Raw genomic sequence first — 17868 nt, 5'->3', positions numbered from 1 at the left:
GCGCGGCGCGGTCAATTGTGTTGGTGGGCCGGGTCAGTCTTTGGTGTGGGTTAGTTTTGGTACGTCCGATGCGCCAGCAGATCCACGCCCTGATAACGACGGATTTTCCATGAAAAACCGGTGACAGTTGAATTCAAACGTGCCTTCGGTCACCGGCGGGCGGAAAAAACTGCCATCGGGGGCCATCACCCAGCTTTGCGCGACGTCGGCCATGTTTGCAGCCATGACCTGACTGACGATCTGCGCTTTGACGGTCGGGTTTTCGATCTCGACCAGCGTTTCGACACGGCGGTTCAAATTGCGCCCCATCCAGTCGGCAGATGACATGAACACGCGGGCTTTTTTGTGCGGCAATCCACGTCCGTTGCCAAAGCAAACGATGCGCGAATGTTCTAGGAAACGGCCCACAATTGATTTCACACGAATGTTTTCGGACAGGCCGAGAACACCGGGACGCAGACCGCAAATACCGCGCACCACAAGGCTGATTTTCACACCTGCTTGCGATGCCGCGTACAGCGCGTCGATGACTTCGCTTTCGACGAGGCTGTTCATTTTTGCCCAGATTTCAGCAGGTTTGCCGGCCTTTGCGTGTTCCGCCTCAGCTGCGATCATCTCTAACAGCCGGGCCTTGAGGTTCGAAGGCGAGATCGCCAAATTACTAAGCTCTTCGGGTTGGGCATATCCCGACAGGTAGTTGAACACTTTGGTGGCGTCACGGCCCAGCTTTGCGTCGCAGGTAAACAGCGATAAATCGGTGTAGATGCGCGCGGTGATCGGATGATAGTTTCCGGTTCCGTAATGCGTGTAGGTGACCAAATCCGCGCCTTCGCGCCGCACAACTGTGCTGATTTTCGCGTGCGTTTTCAGATCGATAAAGCCGTAGACCACATGCGCGCCTGCGCGTTCCAAACGACGCGACTGGCGGATGTTTGCAGCCTCGTCAAACCGGGCTTTGAGCTCAACCAGTGCAGTCACGGATTTTCCGTCTTCGGCGGCGGCGCACAATGCCTCGACAATCGGGGATTTTTTGGAGGTGCGGTACAACGTCTGTTTGATCGCCACAACTTTGGGATCACGGGCGGCTTGTTGCAAGAAACGAACAACCATATCGAAGGTTTCGTAGGGGTGTTGTAGCAGCATATCTTTTTGGCGGATCGCGGCGAACATGTCGCCTTCAAAATCGGTGACACGTTCCGGCACACGCGGCGTAAACGTCGGCCACAACAAATCAGGGCGTTCGTCGATTACCAATTCGCTGAGGTCATCAACACCGATCATGCCGTCGATTTCGATCAGTTCTGCGTCGCCCACGCCAAGTTCGTCCATCACGACGGCTTTCAGCTTTGGCGGCGCGCCTGCGGACAAACTAAGGCGCACAACTTCGCCACGTCGCCGGCGTTTCAGGGCGACTTCAAATTCGCGAACCAAATCTTCGGCTTCGTCCTCAACCTCTAGATCGCTGTCACGCAAGACACGGAATTCAAAGTATTCTTTCAATTTGTAGCCGGGGAACAATCCACCAATATTCAGGATCAAAAGTTCCTCAAGCGGCAAAAACCGCTGCCCGATGTCTGTGGGCACCGACACGAACCGATCGATGGATGCGGGCACGGGCAACAATGCCTGAAGGGGGCGTTTGTCGCGGACACGCTCTAGCTGCAGCGCCAAGGCGTACCCCGTGTTCGGGATGAACGGAAACGGGTGCGCAGGGTCGATGGCCAGCGGCGACAGCACTGCAAACACCTGCGTCAGAAAGTATTCCTTGAGGTAGGCGCGATCATCGTCCGTTAAATCATCAAGCTTCAGAACCGACATGTTCCGCTCTTTCAGCTCGATCAGCAGCTGCCCGTAAATACGTTGCTGCGCCTGCATTAGTTTGCGCGCGTCTTCGTTGATCAGAACCAGTTGTTCGGCGGGGGTGAGCCCGTCAACGGCAGGGGTCGTGTTACCTGCGCGCGCAAGTTCTCGCAGGCCCGCAACCCGAACGGTGTAAAACTCATCCAGATTGTTGGCGCTGATCGACAAAAAACGCAGCCGCTCAAGCAGGGGCACACGGGCATTTTCGGCCTCTTCCAACACCCGCCAATTGAACCCAAGCCAGCTGAGTTCACGGTTGTGAAACCGCCCGGGTCCCGTGATATCGACGCCCGGTAATTCGACCGGCGTATCAAAAGGAGAGGTCAGGAAATCTGCATGGGACATGAGGTGCAATTAGCGATCAATTGTGACAGTTAAGTGACGGATATTGCGCGTGTTATGCCATTTTGTCCAGCACTTGCCCGGCTAATGCACGGGTCAGGGGGGCATGTCGCGCAAGGCCGGCCTCGTCCATTGCCCCAACCACGTCGCGCGCGGCCTTGAACGAGCGTTCCATGCGCAAGATCAGATAGGGGATCACATCGGCGCGCGGCATCAATTGGCGATCCGCAAAGAGTTTCGCCAAGACCGCGGCCAGCAATGTGTCATCGGGTGCCTCAAGCGTGGCGACGCCCGAGGCGTCAATGCGGCTTTGCAAATCGGGCAGGGACATCGCCCAATGGTGCGGTTCCGAGGTGCCGGTTAACAGCAGAGGGTGCCCGGCAGTCTGCATCAAATTGTGCAAGTGAAACAAGGCCGTCTGGGCCGCTGCATCTTGTGCGATTTGCGGAACGTCTTCGACGACCAGCGGACCCGTGGCAAGAGCCGGAATGTTGACCTGATCCAAACCACGCGCTTGGATAATCTCGCCACCTGTCGCCCCGGCCCAAACATGCGCAAGGTGGGTTTTGCCGGCACCCGTCGGACCGCTTAGAACCAGCTTGTGGTTTTCCCACGCGTCCGTCGCCTCGATCATGGCAAGCGCGATAGCATTGCTGTGCGCGACCATAAAATCATCACGCCCGAGTGCGGGTTTCACCGGCAATTCAAAGCTAAGTTGTTCGGCCATTAATCGCCCAAGCCGCTTTTGCCTTGGTAGAGCAGGCTTTCGTTGTAACGTTCGATCACATAGCGGATGATGACGCCCAGCGATGCGGCCAGCGGTACGGCCACCAGCATGCCCACAAAGCCAAAGATCGATCCGAATACGGACAAGGCAAAGATCAGCCAGACGGGATGTAGTCCGACGCTTTTTCCGACCCATTTCGGGGTCAGAACGTTGCCCTCAACCACTTGACCCACAACAAAAATCCCGCCGACAATCGCGATCCTTAGCCAATCTGTGGAATAGGTCACGATGCCGTTCTCGACGACCTCGATGCCGTTCCAATACTGAAAGAACGCAAGGCCCAACGCCAATGCGCCGCCGATCAACGACCCTAGGTAGGGAATGAATGTGACCAGCCCGGCAATGAACCCGACGACCAGCCCAAACTGCAATCCGACGCCCATTAATGCGACGGCATAGAACGTTCCTAAAATCAAACAAACAGTGCCCATGCCCCGAATGAACGAGGCCAAGGTTGCATCAATTTCGCCTGCCAAGCGACGGATAATGGGGGCGTGATCGCGGGGCAACAATTGGTCGATCCGCGCGATCATATTGTCCCAATCCAGCAGCAAATAGACGGAAACGACGGGCACAATCACGAACAACACCACGACGTTGATCAGCGACGCGGCTGAACTGAGGGCAGTGTTCAAAAATTCGCCACCCCGGCTTTGGACGGTTTCACCGACGCTGTTCAAAGATTGGCGCAGGGTCGAACTTTCGTCCAAAAGCGAGGGAAACCGGTCTGTCAGGAAGGCTCCGAAATCTGCGGCATACTGCGGCGCGCTGGAAATCAGGCCCGCCGATTGACTGACCAAAGTCGGAACCACCAGCAGTGCGGCCACCACAAAAATAAGTATCGCGGTCAACGTGATGATGGCTGTGGCCAAAACCCGACTGCATCCGAGATCTTCTAATTTGTCTGCGACAGGGTCCAGAAAATAGGCGACAGCGGCCCCCAAAACGAAGGGCAACAACACGTCGCCAAGCACCCAAAGGATGACTAAAAACGCAATTCCCGCGATGCCCCAATATTTTAGCTGTTCTCGTACTGGCAGGCCCATGTCGCTCTCCGAAGTGTTCAGGGACACATGGTCGAAAATGGCGGCCGTTTCAAGACGAATGGGTTAATTCGGCGGGGTCAAATCGCTGGATCAGCCGCAAAAAAGCAAAGAGGCCCCGACGGCATCCGGGGCCTCAAATCAAAGATGTGCGAGGTTAGTGGCAGGCAGGGCGGGTGCCTGGCAGGAGCACTTTGTCGATCACGTGGATCACGCCATTGTCCGCCATAATGTTGGCGACCACGACGTTGGCCGTTTCGCCGGTTCCGTCCGCGATGGACACGCCGGATGCGCCTTTTGTGATGCACAATCGCTCGGACGCAAGCACCGGTTTGAAATAGTTGGAACCGGCAGGAATGCCTTCGGCCGTCAGTTTGCGATCATCCACGTGGTACAAAAGCACATTGGTCAGATCACCTTTGTTTTCCGGCTTTAGCAGGGTTTCGACGGTGCCGGCTGGCAGTGCATCAAACGCGTCATTCAAAGGGGCGTAGACGGTAAAAGGGCCGGGACCGGACAAAGTTTCAGCAAGGCCCGCTGCGGATACGGCTGCAACCAGAGTCGAGAAACGTTCGTCGCCTGCCGCGATCTCAACAATGTTGGCCGCCTGAGCTGTTGTACCGAGAGTAAGTGCCGCAGCTGTGATCGCTGCAATCTTGCGCATGGTTTTCATAATATCTACTTTCTGTTGTGTGCATCCAAGCCTTTTGACTTGTGAAAAAGGTACGGAGGGACGCGGGCGATGGTTCACATCGCTCGCGGATCCGTGATAATGCGTTATCAAATAGTCAGCGGCTATACCCAAACAGTGGTCAGCATTTTGACTGTTGCAGCGTCTGGAATTGCCGTGGGCGAATTCCTGTAGTGTGGTGCGCAGCGCGCCGTTGCGATGGTTGACATCGCAAGGCTCAGGTCGCCAGATGACCAACAAGAATTGTGCAAAGGATCCCTGAAATGACCACGTGTTTTGATAGCGAACTCGAAGAGCGTTTGGTGCGGTATTGTGCGGTCGACACCCAAAGTGACGCAGATAGCCCGACGTCGCCGAGCACCGCCTGTCAGTTGGATTTGTCGCGCATGTTGATGGCTGAGTTAGACGCCATTGGGGCCACAGATATTCGCCTGACGGACTACGGCGTGGTCTTGGCGACGGTGCCTGCATCCAAAGGCGTCGAGGCCCCGGTGATGGGCTGGCTTGCCCACGTCGACACGGCCCCGCAATTCAACGCGACAGGGGTAAAACCGGTTGTGCATCGGCGTTACAATGGCGGCGATATCACCTTTGCAGATGATCCGAATTTGCGTCTGTCGCCGGAAAACGTGCCGTATCTGCGCGAAAAACAGGGCGAGGATATTATCACCGCCAGTGGGCTGACGTTGCTTGGCGGTGACGACAAGGCGGGCGTTGCGATCATCATGACGGCCGCGCGCCATTTGCTGGAAAATCCGGACATTGCGCATGGTGAAATCCGGTTGGCATTCACCCCGGACGAGGAAATCGGGCGCGGAGTGACCGCACCATTGCCCGCGGATCTGGCGGTTGATTTTGCCTTTACTTTCGATGGCGGGAACCCGGGCGAGGTGGTCTATGAAACCTTTAGCGCCAATGCCGCGTGCGTCAAAATCACGGGCGTTTCGATCCACCCCGGTTCGTCCAAAGATGTCATGGTGAACGCACTGCATTTGGGGGCTAAGGTCTTGATGACACTGCCGCATGTGACGATGACCCCCGAAACCACGTCCGAGCTGGAGGGGTTTATTCACGCCGGTGAAATGAACGGAGACGCCGCCGCCTGCGAGCTGCGGTTCATACTGCGCGCCTTCGAAATGGAGGAACTGGACGCGCTTGGAGCCTTGGTGAAAAGCGTGTGTGACACGGTCGCCCTGAGTGAGCCGCGCGCGCAGATCAGCTGCGAGATCACCACCCAGTATCGCAACATGCGCTATTGGCTAGAAGACGACATGACGGCCGTCGAGCTTGCCCGCACCGCCATGAAAGACGCAGGGATGGAGCCGTTTTCAAAACCTATCCGTGGTGGCACAGATGGGTCGATCCTGACGGAAATGGGCGTGCCGACACCGAATTTGTTCACCGGCATGCAGGAAATTCATGGGCCCCTTGAATGGATTTCGGTGCAGGACATGGCCAAAGCCACCGATCTTGCCTTGCATCTGGCGCGCCGCGCCGGGCAGGTCTCAAAGTAGGGGCCGTGTTTCACGATTGCGACACCACGCAGTTTGGCCTAATCAGAACGCAACAACTAATAGGAGCCGCGACATGCGTCTGAGCCGTTACTTTTTGCCCGTTCTCAAAGAAAACCCAAGCGAGGCGCAGATCGTCAGCCACCGCTTGATGCTGCGCGCTGGCATGATCAAACAGTCCTCTGCGGGGATTTATTCATGGTTGCCGCTGGGCTTTAAAGTGCTGCGCAAGATTGAAAACATCGTGCACGAAGAACAGCAACGCGCCGGTCACATGCCGATGCTGATGCCCACGATCCAGTCCGCTGATCTGTGGCGCGAAAGCGGGCGCTACGATGACTACGGCGAAGAAATGCTGCGCATGAAAGACCGTCATGGCCGCGACATGTTGTTCACGCCCACAGCCGAGGAAATGATCACTGACATCTTCCGCGCGCACGTCGGCAGCTACAAAGATTTGCCGCTGACCATGTACCAGATCCAGTGGAAATTCCGCGACGAAGTGCGCCCGCGTTTTGGCGTGATGCGTGGCCGTGAATTCTACATGAAAGACGGCTACAATTTTGATCTTACAAAAGAAGATGCGCTGCACGCCTACAACCGCCACCTCGTCAGCTACCTGCGCACTTACGAACGCATGGGTCTACAAGCGATCCCGATGCGTGCGGATTCTGGCCCCATTGGCGGCGATGACACGCATGAATTTTTGGTACTGGCAGACACGGGCGAAAGCGAAGTGTTCTATGACAGCGCCGTCACCGACCTGACGTTTGGTGATCGTGACATCGACTATGACAACGTCGAACAATGCGCCGGCGTGATGGAAGAATTCACCACCAAATACGCGCGCACCGATGAAACCCACGACGAGGCACTGTTCAACGAAGTACCCGAGGAACGCCGCAAAACTGCACGTGGCATCGAAGTTGGCCAGATTTTTTACTTTGGCACCAAATATTCCGACGCGATGAAGGCGACGGTTCAAGGCCCCGACGGTAAGCCTGTTCCCGTCCACATGGGCAGCCACGGCATTGGCGTGTCCCGTCTGTTGGGCGCAATCATCGAAGCGAGCCATGACGAAAACGGCATCATCTGGCCCGAAGGCGTGACGCCGTACCACTGTGGCATCGTCAATCTGAAACAGGGTGACGAAGAAGCAGACGCCGCGTGCGAAGCGCTGTACAAATCGATCACAGCCCTTGGCCTTGAACCGCTGTATGACGACCGCAAAGAACGCGCAGGCGGCAAATTCGCGACGATGGATTTGATCGGATTGCCGTGGCGCATTACGGTTGGTCCACGTGGTTTGAAAAACGGTGTGGTTGAACTGACCTCGCGCCGCACAGGTGAGAGCGAAGAAATGAGCCCAGACGCCGCAGTTGCCAAAATCGCGGAGATTTACGCGAACCACTAAACGGCCCGCAACAAGGAGAATGCGGCGATGCGTCTGGTTCTGGCCTTTTCCCTTTGGGTGCTGACGGGTCTACCGACCGTCGCCCAAGATGCGGGCACGGCAGAGCGGATGATCGCGGCGTTTGAGGGTTGGATGGTCGCGAATGATGCGCCGCGTGGCACCTTGGCGATCCGCTACAAGGGGCGACGTTATTCGCAAACCGGCGTCGGCCTGAACGCAAACACACCGATGGAAATGGCCAGCCTCAGCAAAGCCATAACCGCGGTTTGCATCGCAGAGTTGGTGCGCGAGGGCAGGCTATCGTACGCAGATCGCTTTGCCGATTTGGTCGATCGCGGGCCGGACATCAGCGTGGCGCAATTGCTAAGCCACACCAGCGGTTTGAAACACGATTCCACGCAAAGTTCGATGGTCGGGTGGCTCAACCAGCCCACGGACCGGGCCAATGACGTTCTGGATCATGTGATCGAACGCGATGGTCCACGCAAGAAAGCTGGCCGTTATCACTACAATAACGAAAACTACGCGCTGCTGTCTTTGGTGATCCAAGCGGTCAGCGGTGCCTCTTATCAGGTGGCGTGTACGGATCGGGTTTTGACACCTGCGGGGGCCATTGCGGTGCGCAGCCCACAGGCGGGTGCGTATCTCGCGTGGGGCGGATGGCAGATGTCGGTTGATGACTACGCCGCGTTCCTGAGCCATTGGTTCACACCGCAACTGGACCCATTCACGCGACCAAACGCCAAGGTTGGCGGCGGCGCGCACTATGGCCAAGGCATGCTTTTTCGCACCTTTCGGGGCGGCCATAACTATTGGCACCACGGTGCGCTGTGCTTTGCAAACGGGCCGAACATCGGCAGTTTCGCCGTCAGCTGGAAGGGCGAATGGAGTGCAGTGGCCGCCTATGATATATGCCCGACATGGGACGCAATGCGCGACCTTGATGCAGCGTTAAGCGGGGCGGTTTTTCAATGATTTTGCGTGCACTCACATTGGCTGGTGGTTTGACAGCGGGCGCTGGCCTGTCGCAATTCCCTGAATTCTCACAACAATATGCACAACGGTTGGGCGGGGCGGTTGATGCCCTTGGCCAAGTCGTTGCGGATTTTGACGCCTCTGCCGCAGCCGAAGGGTTGGACCGCACCGGTGCCTTAACCCAAATGACCGGCACCGATTTCATTGAACGGCGCCGCGCCGACATGGAAACCACGTTTGAGCGGCACGCAACCCTGTCAGCAGATCTAGAGGCATTGCAGGGCGCTGGTCCGTTCATGCGCGCCTACAACGCGACGCGGTTCAGCGACACGCAAGTTGCCTCGGCCGCGTGGGAGGCCTATCAACCTGCGGTACCCCTGAACATGGCGGGCGCTGTTTTTGCGGCCTTCGGGTTTTTCGCGGGGCTGATCGGTCTCAGCGCGCTGTTCGCTGTGGGGCGCGGTGTGGTTCGGGCGCTGCGTCGCAGGCCTGCGCCAAAGGGAATGCCACCAATCGCTTGACCCTCTGCGCCCATGCGGTCACTTTGCCCCCTAACGTCACGAATGAAAAAGACGAGCAGTCTCAGGAGCCAAAAATGGCCAGCCAATCGCCCAAAACGCCCCGACCATTCGCGCCATTTGAATGGATGATTGCGTGGCGCTATCTGCGCGCGCGCCGCACCGAAGGCGGCGTAAGTGTCATGACGTGGATCAGTCTGGTGGGCATCACGCTTGCCGTTTTTGCACTGATCGCAACGCTGGCTGTGCGCTCTGGATTTCGCGCGGAATTCGTCGACACGATCCTTGGCTCGAACGCCCACGTGACCATCTACAACCTTGGCGAGGTGACACAATCAGGCCAGCTTGATCGCAACATCAACGACTACATCGACATGGCCGCCCGCATAAAAGCAGTGCCCGGCGTGACCCGCGTCGCCCCCTTGGTGCGGGGCCAAGTCATGGCCAATCGCCAGTCGCGCAATGCCGGCATCGAAGTCTACGGGATCGCCGCGTCCGATCTGGCGACCATCCCACGCGTGGCCAACCCTCAAAGCTTTTCCGGCGACATTGCGCGTTTTGAACAAGGCATCGCGATCGGGTCAGGTGTAGCGCGTGAATTGGGCGCGACGGTGGGTGATCGCATCAAGATCATCTCGCCCAACGGCGTTAAAACTGCCTTTGGCACCAGCCCGCGCGTGAATGCCTACGAGGTTGTCTACATTTTCACCGCAGGGCGCTATGATATCGACCGCACGCGCGCCTATCTGACGCTGGCCGAAGCGCAAAGTTTCTTTAACAAAGAAGGCGTGGCAACCGAACTCGAGGTGATGGTGGAAGACCCCGAAACCATCGATGTGTTGGTGCCGGATATTCTGGGCGCAGGCGGCGATCGCGCCTTGTCGTTCACCTGGCAAGAGTCTGCGGGCGGCTTTTTGAATGCGCTGGAAATCGAGGACAACGTGATGTTCATCATCCTGTCGATCCTGGTACTGATCGCGGCGATGAACATCGTCAGCGGGCTGATTATGTTGGTTAAGAACAAAGGGCGTGACATCGGGATTTTACGCACGATGGGCTTGTCTGAGGGATCGGTGTTAAGGGTGTTTTTCATCTGCGGTGCGTTTACAGGCATCATCGGCACGGCCATGGGCGTGCTGTTGGGGTGCCTGTTTGCACTGTACATCGATCCGATCTTTTCGCTGGTTGTGGGTGGGTCTTGGACACCTGAAAAATACGGGCTGTATTCGCTGCCAGCCGAGCTGCATTTGTCGGATGTTCTTAAGGCTGTGGGCCTGTCGCTGGGCTTGTCGTTTATCGTTACCATCTTTCCCGCACGGCGCGCCGCACGGATGAACCCGGTTGAGGCACTGCGCTATGAATGATGTTGTTTTAGAACTGACGGGCCTGTCGAAAACCTACAACAAAGGACTGGCGGGCGAGGTCCAGGTTTTGCGCGGTGTTGACCTAAAAGTACGGGCCGGCGAAGTCGTTGCGCTGGTGGCCCCTTCGGGGGCTGGCAAGTCGACCTTGCTGCACATGGCCGGGCTGCTGGACACCCCGGACGAGGGTGAAGTTGTGTTCGCGGGACAACGCGTAAATGGCCTAAGTGATCGCAAACGCACGGCTTTACGGCGCGAAGATGTGGGATTTGTGTACCAGTTTCACCATCTGCTGCCAGAATTCAACGCTTTGGAAAATGTGGTTTTGCCGCAATTGGCCGCTGGAACGCCTCGGGCAGAAGCCGATTCGCGGGCGTTGGATTTGCTGGGTCGTGTTGGCGTTGCACCGCGCGCTCAACACCGTCCCGCCGAACTGTCGGGCGGCGAGGCGCAGCGCGTCGCGTTTTGTCGGGCTCTTGCGAACAAACCCCAGCTTTTGTTGGGGGACGAGCCAACCGGCAACCTGGATCCGACCACGTCGGATCAGGTGTTTGGCGCGCTTATGGACTTGGTGCGTGGCACTGGTTTGGCGGCCGTTATTGCCACGCATAATTTGGAATTGGCCGCGCGGATGGACCGTATTGTGCGCCTTGATGCGGGGCAATTGCGCGCCGGCGATTAAGGTCGCAATTTTCTTTGTCTCCAACTACGCAACACTCTGTTTTCGTTATGGACATAGGCGCGCCACAGTGTGCGTGTTAACCTTGATAGATTCTTGATTGGAGCTCCGTTTATGTCACCTATGTTAATTTTAATGATTGCTGCTTTGGGGCCTCTTATTGCTGTTCTGGACAGCGATGGTTCGAACACTGAAGAAACTGAAACAACAGACGACACCCCGGACGATACAATTGACCCGGGCGTCGGTGATCAAATGTTGACCGGCACGGACGAGGTGGATGATGTTTTGGCCGGCGGCACAGGCAATGACATGCTGAGCGGTCTGGGCGGTGCAGACACGCTGAGCGGCGGCGACGGCATGGACACGATCGACGGTGGCGAAGGCAACGACGAAATTAACGGCAACCAAGGCGCTGACTCTTTAACCGGCGGCGCGGGCGATGACCTTGTGGGCGGCGGCGACGGCGGCGACGTTCTTGCAGGTGGCGACGGCAACGATTCACTGTCCGGCAATGGCGGCGAAGACATCCTGTCTGGTAACGCGGGCGACGACGTTTTGAACGGCGGCACGGGCGATGACGTTTTGAACGGCAACACCGGCAACGACAGCCTAAGTGGCGGCAACAGCAATGATGACCTGAACGGCGGCGACGGCGAAGACACGCTTTTGGGTGGCAGCGGTGACGACACGCTGACGGGCAACAACGGCAATGACCTGATCGATGGCGGCAATGGCAACGACACCATGAGCGGCAACGACGGCGATGACAGCCTGCTAGGTGGTGCCGGCAACGACATCCTGAACGGCAACACCGGCCTTGATACGCTGGACGGCGGCGAAGGCGACGACAGCCTGAACGGCGGCGGCTTTAACGACCTGTTGTCCGGCGGTTCTGGCGCTGACACGGTTGTTGGCGGTATCGGCAATGACACGCTGTTTGGTGGTGACGCTTTGGGCAACCTTGACGCATCCGACAACACGCTGGACGGCGGCGACGGCAATGACGAACTGAATATCGCAGGCACAGGATCTGCCTCAGGCGGCGCGGGCACCGACATGTTCGTTCTGTTGAACGATGGTACGGATTTTGGAACGATCACGGACTATGATGCGACCGAAGACAGCATCGTGGTGCAGGTGGACGAAGGCGAAACCGTCACCGTCGACACCCAAACAGTGACAACTACAGGTCTGGACGTTGTGTTCTCTAACGGCGCGGTTCTGACGCTGACGGGTGTGAACGAAGCGCTGGAAGAAAGCGAATTCAGCTTTGTGGAGGCGGGTCCGACGACACCTCCGGTGGATCCTGACGTTACCGAATTCAACGACGCAGACGGGCTGAGCACCACCGCGGCTTTGGAAGTCGGTGCGAACCTTGTGAACATGAACGACGGCGATGATACGGTTTCGGCAACGGGTAACACTGGCGCTGACACGATCAACGGCGGGGCAGGGAATGACCTGCTGGACGGTGGCGCGGGCGCTGACATCATCAACGGTGATGACGGTGACGACATCCTGAACGGCACAGACGGTGACGTGGCCACAGGGTCTGATACAGACGCTGACACGTTGGACGGTGGTGCCGGCAATGACCAATTGCTGATGGGCGACGGCGACACCGGCACAGGTGGCACCGGCAACGATACGTTCATCGTCGCGGCTGATGTGACTGGCAACGTCACGTTGACTGACTTTGACACTGCGGCCGATACGATCACTGTTCAAACCGAAGATGGCACCACGTTTGGCAGCCAAGCGGTGAATCCGGATGGCGATTTGGTGATCACTTTGTCCAACGCTGCAACCATCACGCTGACAGGTGTCGACGGGACGATCAACGAGAACCTGATCTCCTTTGAAGATCCGACACCAACCGTGGATCCGGCGGTCACTGAATTCAACGATGCTGACGGGAACAGCACCGCTGGCGCGCTTGAGGCGGGTGCGAACCTTGTGAACATGAATGACGGCGATGACTCGGTTAGCTCCACAGACAACGTGGGCGATGACACGATCAACGGTGGTACGGGCGCTGATACGCTGAATGGCGGCGGCGGCAATGACATCATCAGCGGAACCGGCAACGGCGTCGCGACAGATGATGACGCGGATGTTCTGAACGGCGAAGCGGGCGACGATCAACTGATCATGGGTGCCGGTGACACAGCCACGGGTGGTACCGGGGCCGACACATTCACGCTGGCTTCTGACGTGACAGCGGGCAACATCACGGTTACCGATTTTGACGAAGTCGAAGACATGGTTCTCGTCCAGACCGAAACCGCAGGCGTTACCTTTACGCAGGATGATTCCGGTGCCGATCTGTTGATCACGCTAAGCACAGGTCAGACCATCACACTGACGGGTGTTGACGGTGTGATCGACGCCAGCCTGATCACGGTCGAAGGCCCAACGGCAACACCTTAAAACTTAAGGCAATTTGCCTTTTGTATATTGACCTAAAAGCTTCCCTTTGATCTGACTTTACGTCGAACAAAGGGGAGCTTTTTTATGCCACAGGTCAGTCTAGATGAAATCGAGCGTGTCGTTCTGACAGCGCTTGTGGCCCACGGGGCTGATACGTTTCCCGCAGCCGAAGTCGCACGCGCGGTGCGCAAAGCGGAAAGCCACGGCAACCGGATTTGCGGCCTGTACTACCTAGAAAGCTATTGTGCACAGCTGCTGACTGGGCGCGTCAAAGGGGACGCGGTACCACTGGCGTCTGCCCCACGCCCCGCCGTTGTACATGTAGATGCCGGATTTGGCTTTGCGCAACCTGCGTTCGCCTATGGGTTGGCACCTGCGCTGGATGCGGCGCGCCAGTTCGGGACGGCGACATTGGCTGTCGCGCACGCGCACACTTGCACGTCTTTGGGGTATTTCACCGAACAGATCGCACGGGCGGGTTTTGTCGCGATTGGCCTGACCAATGCATCGCCCATCGTGGCCCCGCCGGGTGGCAAAACCCGCGTGATCGGCACGAACCCAATCGCGTTTTCCGTGCCCGATGGCAAAGGCGGTTTGGCGATGCAGTTTGACCAGTCCACAACGATGGTCGCGCTTGGCAAAATCACGATGGCCAAGGCGGCTGGCACGTCGATCCCCGAAGGTTGGGCTGTGGACAAGGACGGCAAGCCGACGACCGATCCAGAGGCCGCGTTGGCCGGATCATTGGTGTCGATGGGCGGGTACAAAGGTTGGGGCTTTGGCCTGATGGCCGAAGTGTTGGCTGCCGGTATGACGGGCTCTGTTCTAAGCCAGGATGTGAAGCCGTTGAAGGCACCAGAAGGCCCCCATCACGATTTGGGGCAGTACTACATCATCATGGACCCTGTGGTGTCGGATGGATTTGTTGAGCGTTTAGAACGGATTGCCGAGGCCGTCAGCGCAGACGAAGGGGCAAGGATGCCCGGACAGGGTCGTGTTGGCGCAGACCCTGTGGACGTCCCAGATGCGGTTTGGGCGCAAGCCTTGGGTCTGGCTGAAGGTTGATCAAAAGGGGATGGGCCACAGGCCCACCTTACGCCTGTTGTGTGAGCCAAACCCCGGATGCCATCACGGCAATCCCAGCAGCACGGGTCAGATTGACCGGTGAAATTTGCGCTCCGAACAGCCCAAAATGATCGATGGCAGCTGCGCTGATCAATTGGCCGAGCAGCACAAAAAAGACCGCATTCCCGATGCCGAAATGCGGCGCGATGTAGGTGATTGTAAGCACGTAAAATGCGATCAATGCTCCTGCGACAAACAGGTGTTTGGGGGCCGAGGTTAGGCGCGCGACGCCTTCTGATCCAGTCGCAATCATCACGAGCCCTGCGCTGATCAATGCAACAAGGAACAGGCACGTCGCGGCCGTCGCAGGTGATCCGATGTACTGGCCAAGTGCGGCGTTCAAAGCGGCCAACAGCGGAATGCCGATGCCTGCCAGCAACATGATCAACGCATATTGGGTCATGTGGTTTCCCTTTGTTTTCAATTTATTACAGGTTTGTGTGTTGCCAGGCAGATGTTCACAAACTGGTGGCCAAAATGCGGCTGATCTGCGTGAGACCATAGTCCGATTGATCCATCCATTCGTTGAATGCGGCCTGCACGGCGCGTTGTGCGCCCTTTGAAGTTGGCGGCTTGTCGATGACCCCTTCGGCGATGAGCCGTGCGATCACGTCTGCCGACATGACCCAGGAATCGCGTCCCATAAATCGCAGTGAATATTGCGCTGTCGTGCCGCCCAAACGGGCTCCGTTGGTTTTCATCAAATCTAACAAACCGATGAAATCTGTCGAGGGCCAGCCGCCGATGACGTGACCCGCGCCGCCTTGGTCGCGCAGGCCCATCAAAAACGCCGCATTGTCGCGCACGGTCGCTAGTTTGGTGCCATTGCGCACCACGGCCTTGTTGGACAGCAAACTGTCGAACCATTCGTCATCCATAAAGGCGCAGGCCCCGACATCAAAACCCTTGAACGCCTTTTCAAACCCGTCCCATTTTGCCTCAATGACCTTCCAGTTGAAGCCAGCTTGGAACACGCCTTTGGTCAATTGCGCCAGCCACCGATCCTCTGGAATTTGGGCAAGATCGGCTGCGGATTTTGCGGGGGTCAACAGGTCACGCATGGTTGCCTCGCCCTTGCGAGCTAACGAAATGGCATAAATATCTTGGATGTCGCGCATGGTTTTTCCTACCCGCAAATGCCGTTAATCTCTACCCCATTCCAAGGCATACGCACGTCATATTCGCGTGATTGAGGGAGGGGCGCAACCGGCATTGCACCGGAAATTAGCGTGTGCAACCGCTTGGTGCGCGGTGCCTGTGGGGCCAGCGCGCGGCAACAGACGAACTCCTCAACGATCGCGCCTTGTTGTTCAAATGCGTAGTCACCAAAGGTGCGTGTGTTCGCAATTTCAAACAAATACGGGTCGCTGCCTTGCTCATGTTCAGAGGCGGCAAGCAGGGGCGAATAGCCGGTTTTTTTGCGGTTCTGCCATTGCCAAACATGGGTTAATTCGTGACTGAGCAACATCGCTGCAACCAAACCGATCTGATCGGGGTAGTCAGGCAAATAATTGTCCAGATACCAATCTTTGTCGAAGAGAACAGTGTTGAATACGGCGACAGCAGCGGGTTTCGCCGTCACAATTTCTTCGGTTGCGGGCGGTAGAATTAGCTCGCGACAAGTGGTGCGAGGGCGTGCTTTGCGCCTGAACGTCACCGCGCGTGTCGGTGCCCCGTCGTGAAGACGTACTTTCGCAACGTTAAGTTCTGGACCGTGAATGGTCTTGGCAAAGGCGATTTCTTGCGGCGTCAAAGGCCGCCCACAAGCGGCTATTATGGTTAACGCCAACAGGGCCAGCAGGGGCTTCATGTGGGACGCGCAAAGGTTGCCGTTGCGTGGGCCACATCCTTGCCTGACGGCCATGTGGTCAACACACAACGCGCAAATATCAATGCACGGCCTTTGCGGGTGACTTCAGCGGTAGCACGCAGGGTGTCACCGGTGCCGGGGCGCAAGAATTGGGTGTCTAGCGTGACGGTTGCCACGGGTTCCATTTGTCCGAGAATTCCGAGGCAGGCCAATACCATAGCCGTATCTGCCAGCGTCGCCATGGTCTGTCCCGAAACGATATCGCCCATACGGGTAATTTGATCGGTGATTGGGATGTCCAAGACAGCCTTCTCAGCGCTGATCGTGGTGACTTTGGGGCGCAAAGCGAGCACCCAAGGCGCGAAGTTTTCATCGAGAATAGTTTGGGCTTGATCAGGCGTCATGGGCGGCTTTCGAGTTGTAATGATGGTTAACCTACTGCCACGCGTGGATGTTGCAAGGGGATGTGTGGTGTGCGGTGTTACGAGAAAGACTCACGCCTTAACATGACCTTGATTTGGTAAGGTTCTGTTTACCATTGGGGCGGTACTAAAGGGTAACGGAGCGCGATGCGTTTTGGTTTCATGGTAGTGAGTATTGGGGCGGCGCTTTTGGTGTCGCCCTTTGTTCGTGCTGTGGGTTTCGTTTTGATCTGGATCAGGGCGTGGTCTGAGGTTCAGTGCCAATTTGAATAAAATTGGAGGGACTGATGCGTTTGACATTTTTACTGATTGTGATGGGCGCGCTGGGCTTGGTTGCCTGCGCTGTGAACGACATGCCAGAGGCGGATGAGGGGCGGATTTTGTTCACCGAAAATTGCGCCCAGTGTCACGGTGCGACTGCAACAGGCGGAGGGGATTGGCCACCGGAATTGGGTCGCGCGCCGCCGGATTTGACGACGTTATACGCACGCGGGCTTGATCGAACTCAGGTTTTGTCGATGATTGACGGCTACACGCGCGCGCCGTTCGAGGACCACGAAATGCCGGAATTCGGGTTGCTGCTGCGGGGGGAAACCGTGCCGTTTGAGGTGGGCGGGATCATGTCGCCGGTGCCGAGACCGCTTGCCGCGTTGATGGTTTATTTGGAGAGCGTGCAGCAAGAGATTCCGCAGTGAACGGGTTGGTTTTGACGTTCTTTACGCCCTAAGTCGTAGAGGTCCGCACGGCTGTCGAAGGCGCTGGGCATTTTAAGATGACCATCGCGCAAAGGCAGCGTCCGGTGAGGTATCGCGGGGACTAGGGCGGTGATTTTGGTCGAGTTTGGGCGAAAAATGCACAGTTTTAGGCCAAAAGTGAGCAGTTTTGGGCGCGGGTAAG

At 57.3% G+C, this 17868-nt stretch carries 17 protein-coding genes; 9 read left to right on the top strand and 8 right to left on the bottom strand.

Translation table 11 applies throughout. The features are described from left to right. Nucleotides 1-33: 33 nt before the first annotated feature. The 4 genes from ACFIO0_RS12020 to ACFIO0_RS12005 all read right to left on the bottom strand — a co-directional run bounded on the left by ACFIO0_RS12020 (nucleotide 34) and on the right by ACFIO0_RS12005 (nucleotide 4696). The gene (locus tag ACFIO0_RS12020) at nucleotides 34-2205 is read right to left on the bottom strand and encodes an RNA degradosome polyphosphate kinase (protein ID WP_390910636.1); all 2172 of its coding nucleotides are present in this window, start codon (nucleotides 2203-2205) and stop codon (nucleotides 34-36) included. A 52-nt stretch (nucleotides 2206-2257) separates the two neighbouring features. Beyond that, a complete protein-coding gene (locus ACFIO0_RS12015; protein WP_390910635.1) occupies nucleotides 2258-2929 on the bottom strand; it encodes a chromosomal replication initiator DnaA in 672 nt (223 codons plus the stop codon). Then, on the bottom strand, nucleotides 2929-4035 hold the full coding sequence (locus tag ACFIO0_RS12010) for an AI-2E family transporter (RefSeq protein WP_390910634.1): 1107 nt from the start codon (nucleotides 4033-4035) through the stop codon (nucleotides 2929-2931). The genes ACFIO0_RS12015 and ACFIO0_RS12010 overlap by 1 nt, the downstream gene beginning before the upstream one ends. Nucleotides 4036-4189: 154 nt before the next feature. After that, the gene (locus ACFIO0_RS12005; protein WP_390910633.1) at nucleotides 4190-4696 is read right to left on the bottom strand and encodes a fasciclin domain-containing protein; all 507 of its coding nucleotides are present in this window, start codon (nucleotides 4694-4696) and stop codon (nucleotides 4190-4192) included. Between the two features lie 290 nt (nucleotides 4697-4986). Between ACFIO0_RS12005 and pepT the strand changes: the two genes are divergently transcribed. The 8 genes from pepT (at nucleotide 4987) to ACFIO0_RS11965 (ending at nucleotide 14679) form a co-directional block, all read left to right on the top strand. Continuing rightward, nucleotides 4987-6237 (top strand): peptidase T, encoded by a 1251-nt coding sequence (gene pepT / locus ACFIO0_RS12000; protein WP_390910632.1) that lies wholly within the window; start codon nucleotides 4987-4989, stop codon nucleotides 6235-6237. Between the two features lie 73 nt (nucleotides 6238-6310). Beyond that, entirely contained in the window at nucleotides 6311-7648 is a 1338-nt protein-coding gene (gene proS, locus ACFIO0_RS11995) for a proline--tRNA ligase (RefSeq protein WP_390910631.1), read from the top strand. A 27-nt stretch (nucleotides 7649-7675) separates the two neighbouring features. Then, nucleotides 7676-8623: a serine hydrolase gene (locus ACFIO0_RS11990; RefSeq protein WP_390910630.1), complete on the top strand. Its 948-nt coding sequence runs from the start codon at nucleotides 7676-7678 to the stop codon at nucleotides 8621-8623. Then, entirely contained in the window at nucleotides 8620-9144 is a 525-nt protein-coding gene (locus ACFIO0_RS11985; RefSeq protein ID WP_390910629.1) for a DUF2937 family protein, read from the top strand. Before ACFIO0_RS11990 ends, ACFIO0_RS11985 begins: the two co-directional genes overlap by 4 nt. Nucleotides 9145-9218: 74 nt before the next feature. Further along, the gene (locus ACFIO0_RS11980) at nucleotides 9219-10505 is read left to right on the top strand and encodes an ABC transporter permease (protein WP_390910628.1); all 1287 of its coding nucleotides are present in this window, start codon (nucleotides 9219-9221) and stop codon (nucleotides 10503-10505) included. Then, the gene (locus ACFIO0_RS11975) at nucleotides 10498-11184 is read left to right on the top strand and encodes an ATP-binding cassette domain-containing protein (protein WP_390910627.1); all 687 of its coding nucleotides are present in this window, start codon (nucleotides 10498-10500) and stop codon (nucleotides 11182-11184) included. The genes ACFIO0_RS11980 and ACFIO0_RS11975 overlap by 8 nt, the downstream gene beginning before the upstream one ends. A gap of 111 nt (nucleotides 11185-11295) precedes the next feature. Next, on the top strand, nucleotides 11296-13614 hold the full coding sequence (locus ACFIO0_RS11970) for a calcium-binding protein (RefSeq protein WP_390910626.1): 2319 nt from the start codon (nucleotides 11296-11298) through the stop codon (nucleotides 13612-13614). Nucleotides 13615-13698: 84 nt separating this feature from the next. Beyond that, on the top strand, nucleotides 13699-14679 hold the full coding sequence (locus tag ACFIO0_RS11965) for an Ldh family oxidoreductase (RefSeq protein ID WP_390910625.1): 981 nt from the start codon (nucleotides 13699-13701) through the stop codon (nucleotides 14677-14679). 28 nt (nucleotides 14680-14707) lie between these two features. Here the strand turns inward: ACFIO0_RS11965 and ACFIO0_RS11960 are convergent, their stop codons facing one another. The 4 genes from ACFIO0_RS11960 to ACFIO0_RS11945 are packed head-to-tail and all read right to left on the bottom strand — an operon-like array spanning nucleotide 14708 to nucleotide 16953. Next, nucleotides 14708-15142, bottom strand: coding sequence for a DMT family transporter (locus ACFIO0_RS11960; RefSeq protein WP_390910624.1), 435 nt, complete (start codon nucleotides 15140-15142; stop codon nucleotides 14708-14710). A gap of 55 nt (nucleotides 15143-15197) precedes the next feature. After that, a complete protein-coding gene (locus tag ACFIO0_RS11955) occupies nucleotides 15198-15857 on the bottom strand; it encodes a DNA-3-methyladenine glycosylase I (protein ID WP_390910623.1) in 660 nt (219 codons plus the stop codon). An 8-nt stretch (nucleotides 15858-15865) separates the two neighbouring features. Then, complete coding sequence (locus ACFIO0_RS11950) at nucleotides 15866-16549, bottom strand: hypothetical protein (RefSeq protein ID WP_390910622.1); 684 nt, start codon at nucleotides 16547-16549, stop codon at nucleotides 15866-15868. Beyond that, nucleotides 16546-16953, bottom strand: coding sequence for a hotdog fold thioesterase (locus ACFIO0_RS11945; RefSeq protein WP_390910621.1), 408 nt, complete (start codon nucleotides 16951-16953; stop codon nucleotides 16546-16548). The genes ACFIO0_RS11950 and ACFIO0_RS11945 overlap by 4 nt, the downstream gene beginning before the upstream one ends. Nucleotides 16954-17258: 305 nt before the next feature. Between ACFIO0_RS11945 and ACFIO0_RS11940 the strand changes: the two genes are divergently transcribed. Beyond that, the gene (locus ACFIO0_RS11940) at nucleotides 17259-17666 is read left to right on the top strand and encodes a c-type cytochrome (protein ID WP_390910620.1); all 408 of its coding nucleotides are present in this window, start codon (nucleotides 17259-17261) and stop codon (nucleotides 17664-17666) included. Nucleotides 17667-17868: the final 202 nt, after the last annotated feature.

The organism is Pseudosulfitobacter sp. SM2401 (assembly GCF_042932805.1).
Taxonomy (GTDB): Bacteria; Pseudomonadota; Alphaproteobacteria; order Rhodobacterales; family Rhodobacteraceae; genus Ascidiaceihabitans.
This window is presented reverse-complemented; position numbering and strand designations above follow the sequence as displayed.

Bases quoted from the DNA above. Each gene is read 5' to 3' on its own strand.
- ACFIO0_RS12020 (WP_390910636.1), bottom strand. From the start codon at position 2,205: ATGTCCCATGCAGATTTCCTGACCTCTCCTTTTGATACGCCGGTCGAA.
- ACFIO0_RS12015 (WP_390910635.1), bottom strand. From the start codon at position 2,929: ATGGCCGAACAACTTAGCTTTGAATTGCCGGTGAAACCCGCACTCGGG.
- ACFIO0_RS12010 (WP_390910634.1), bottom strand. From the start codon at position 4,035: ATGGGCCTGCCAGTACGAGAACAGCTAAAATATTGGGGCATCGCGGGA.
- ACFIO0_RS12005 (WP_390910633.1), bottom strand. From the start codon at position 4,696: ATGCGCAAGATTGCAGCGATCACAGCTGCGGCACTTACTCTCGGTACA.
- pepT (WP_390910632.1), top strand. From the start codon at position 4,987: ATGACCACGTGTTTTGATAGCGAACTCGAAGAGCGTTTGGTGCGGTAT.
- proS (WP_390910631.1), top strand. From the start codon at position 6,311: ATGCGTCTGAGCCGTTACTTTTTGCCCGTTCTCAAAGAAAACCCAAGC.
- ACFIO0_RS11990 (WP_390910630.1), top strand. From the start codon at position 7,676: ATGCGTCTGGTTCTGGCCTTTTCCCTTTGGGTGCTGACGGGTCTACCG.
- ACFIO0_RS11985 (WP_390910629.1), top strand. From the start codon at position 8,620: ATGATTTTGCGTGCACTCACATTGGCTGGTGGTTTGACAGCGGGCGCT.
- ACFIO0_RS11980 (WP_390910628.1), top strand. From the start codon at position 9,219: ATGGCCAGCCAATCGCCCAAAACGCCCCGACCATTCGCGCCATTTGAA.
- ACFIO0_RS11975 (WP_390910627.1), top strand. From the start codon at position 10,498: ATGAATGATGTTGTTTTAGAACTGACGGGCCTGTCGAAAACCTACAAC.
- ACFIO0_RS11970 (WP_390910626.1), top strand. From the start codon at position 11,296: ATGTCACCTATGTTAATTTTAATGATTGCTGCTTTGGGGCCTCTTATT.
- ACFIO0_RS11965 (WP_390910625.1), top strand. From the start codon at position 13,699: ATGCCACAGGTCAGTCTAGATGAAATCGAGCGTGTCGTTCTGACAGCG.
- ACFIO0_RS11960 (WP_390910624.1), bottom strand. From the start codon at position 15,142: ATGACCCAATATGCGTTGATCATGTTGCTGGCAGGCATCGGCATTCCG.
- ACFIO0_RS11955 (WP_390910623.1), bottom strand. From the start codon at position 15,857: ATGCGCGACATCCAAGATATTTATGCCATTTCGTTAGCTCGCAAGGGC.
- ACFIO0_RS11950 (WP_390910622.1), bottom strand. From the start codon at position 16,549: ATGAAGCCCCTGCTGGCCCTGTTGGCGTTAACCATAATAGCCGCTTGT.
- ACFIO0_RS11945 (WP_390910621.1), bottom strand. From the start codon at position 16,953: ATGACGCCTGATCAAGCCCAAACTATTCTCGATGAAAACTTCGCGCCT.
- ACFIO0_RS11940 (WP_390910620.1), top strand. From the start codon at position 17,259: ATGCGTTTGACATTTTTACTGATTGTGATGGGCGCGCTGGGCTTGGTT.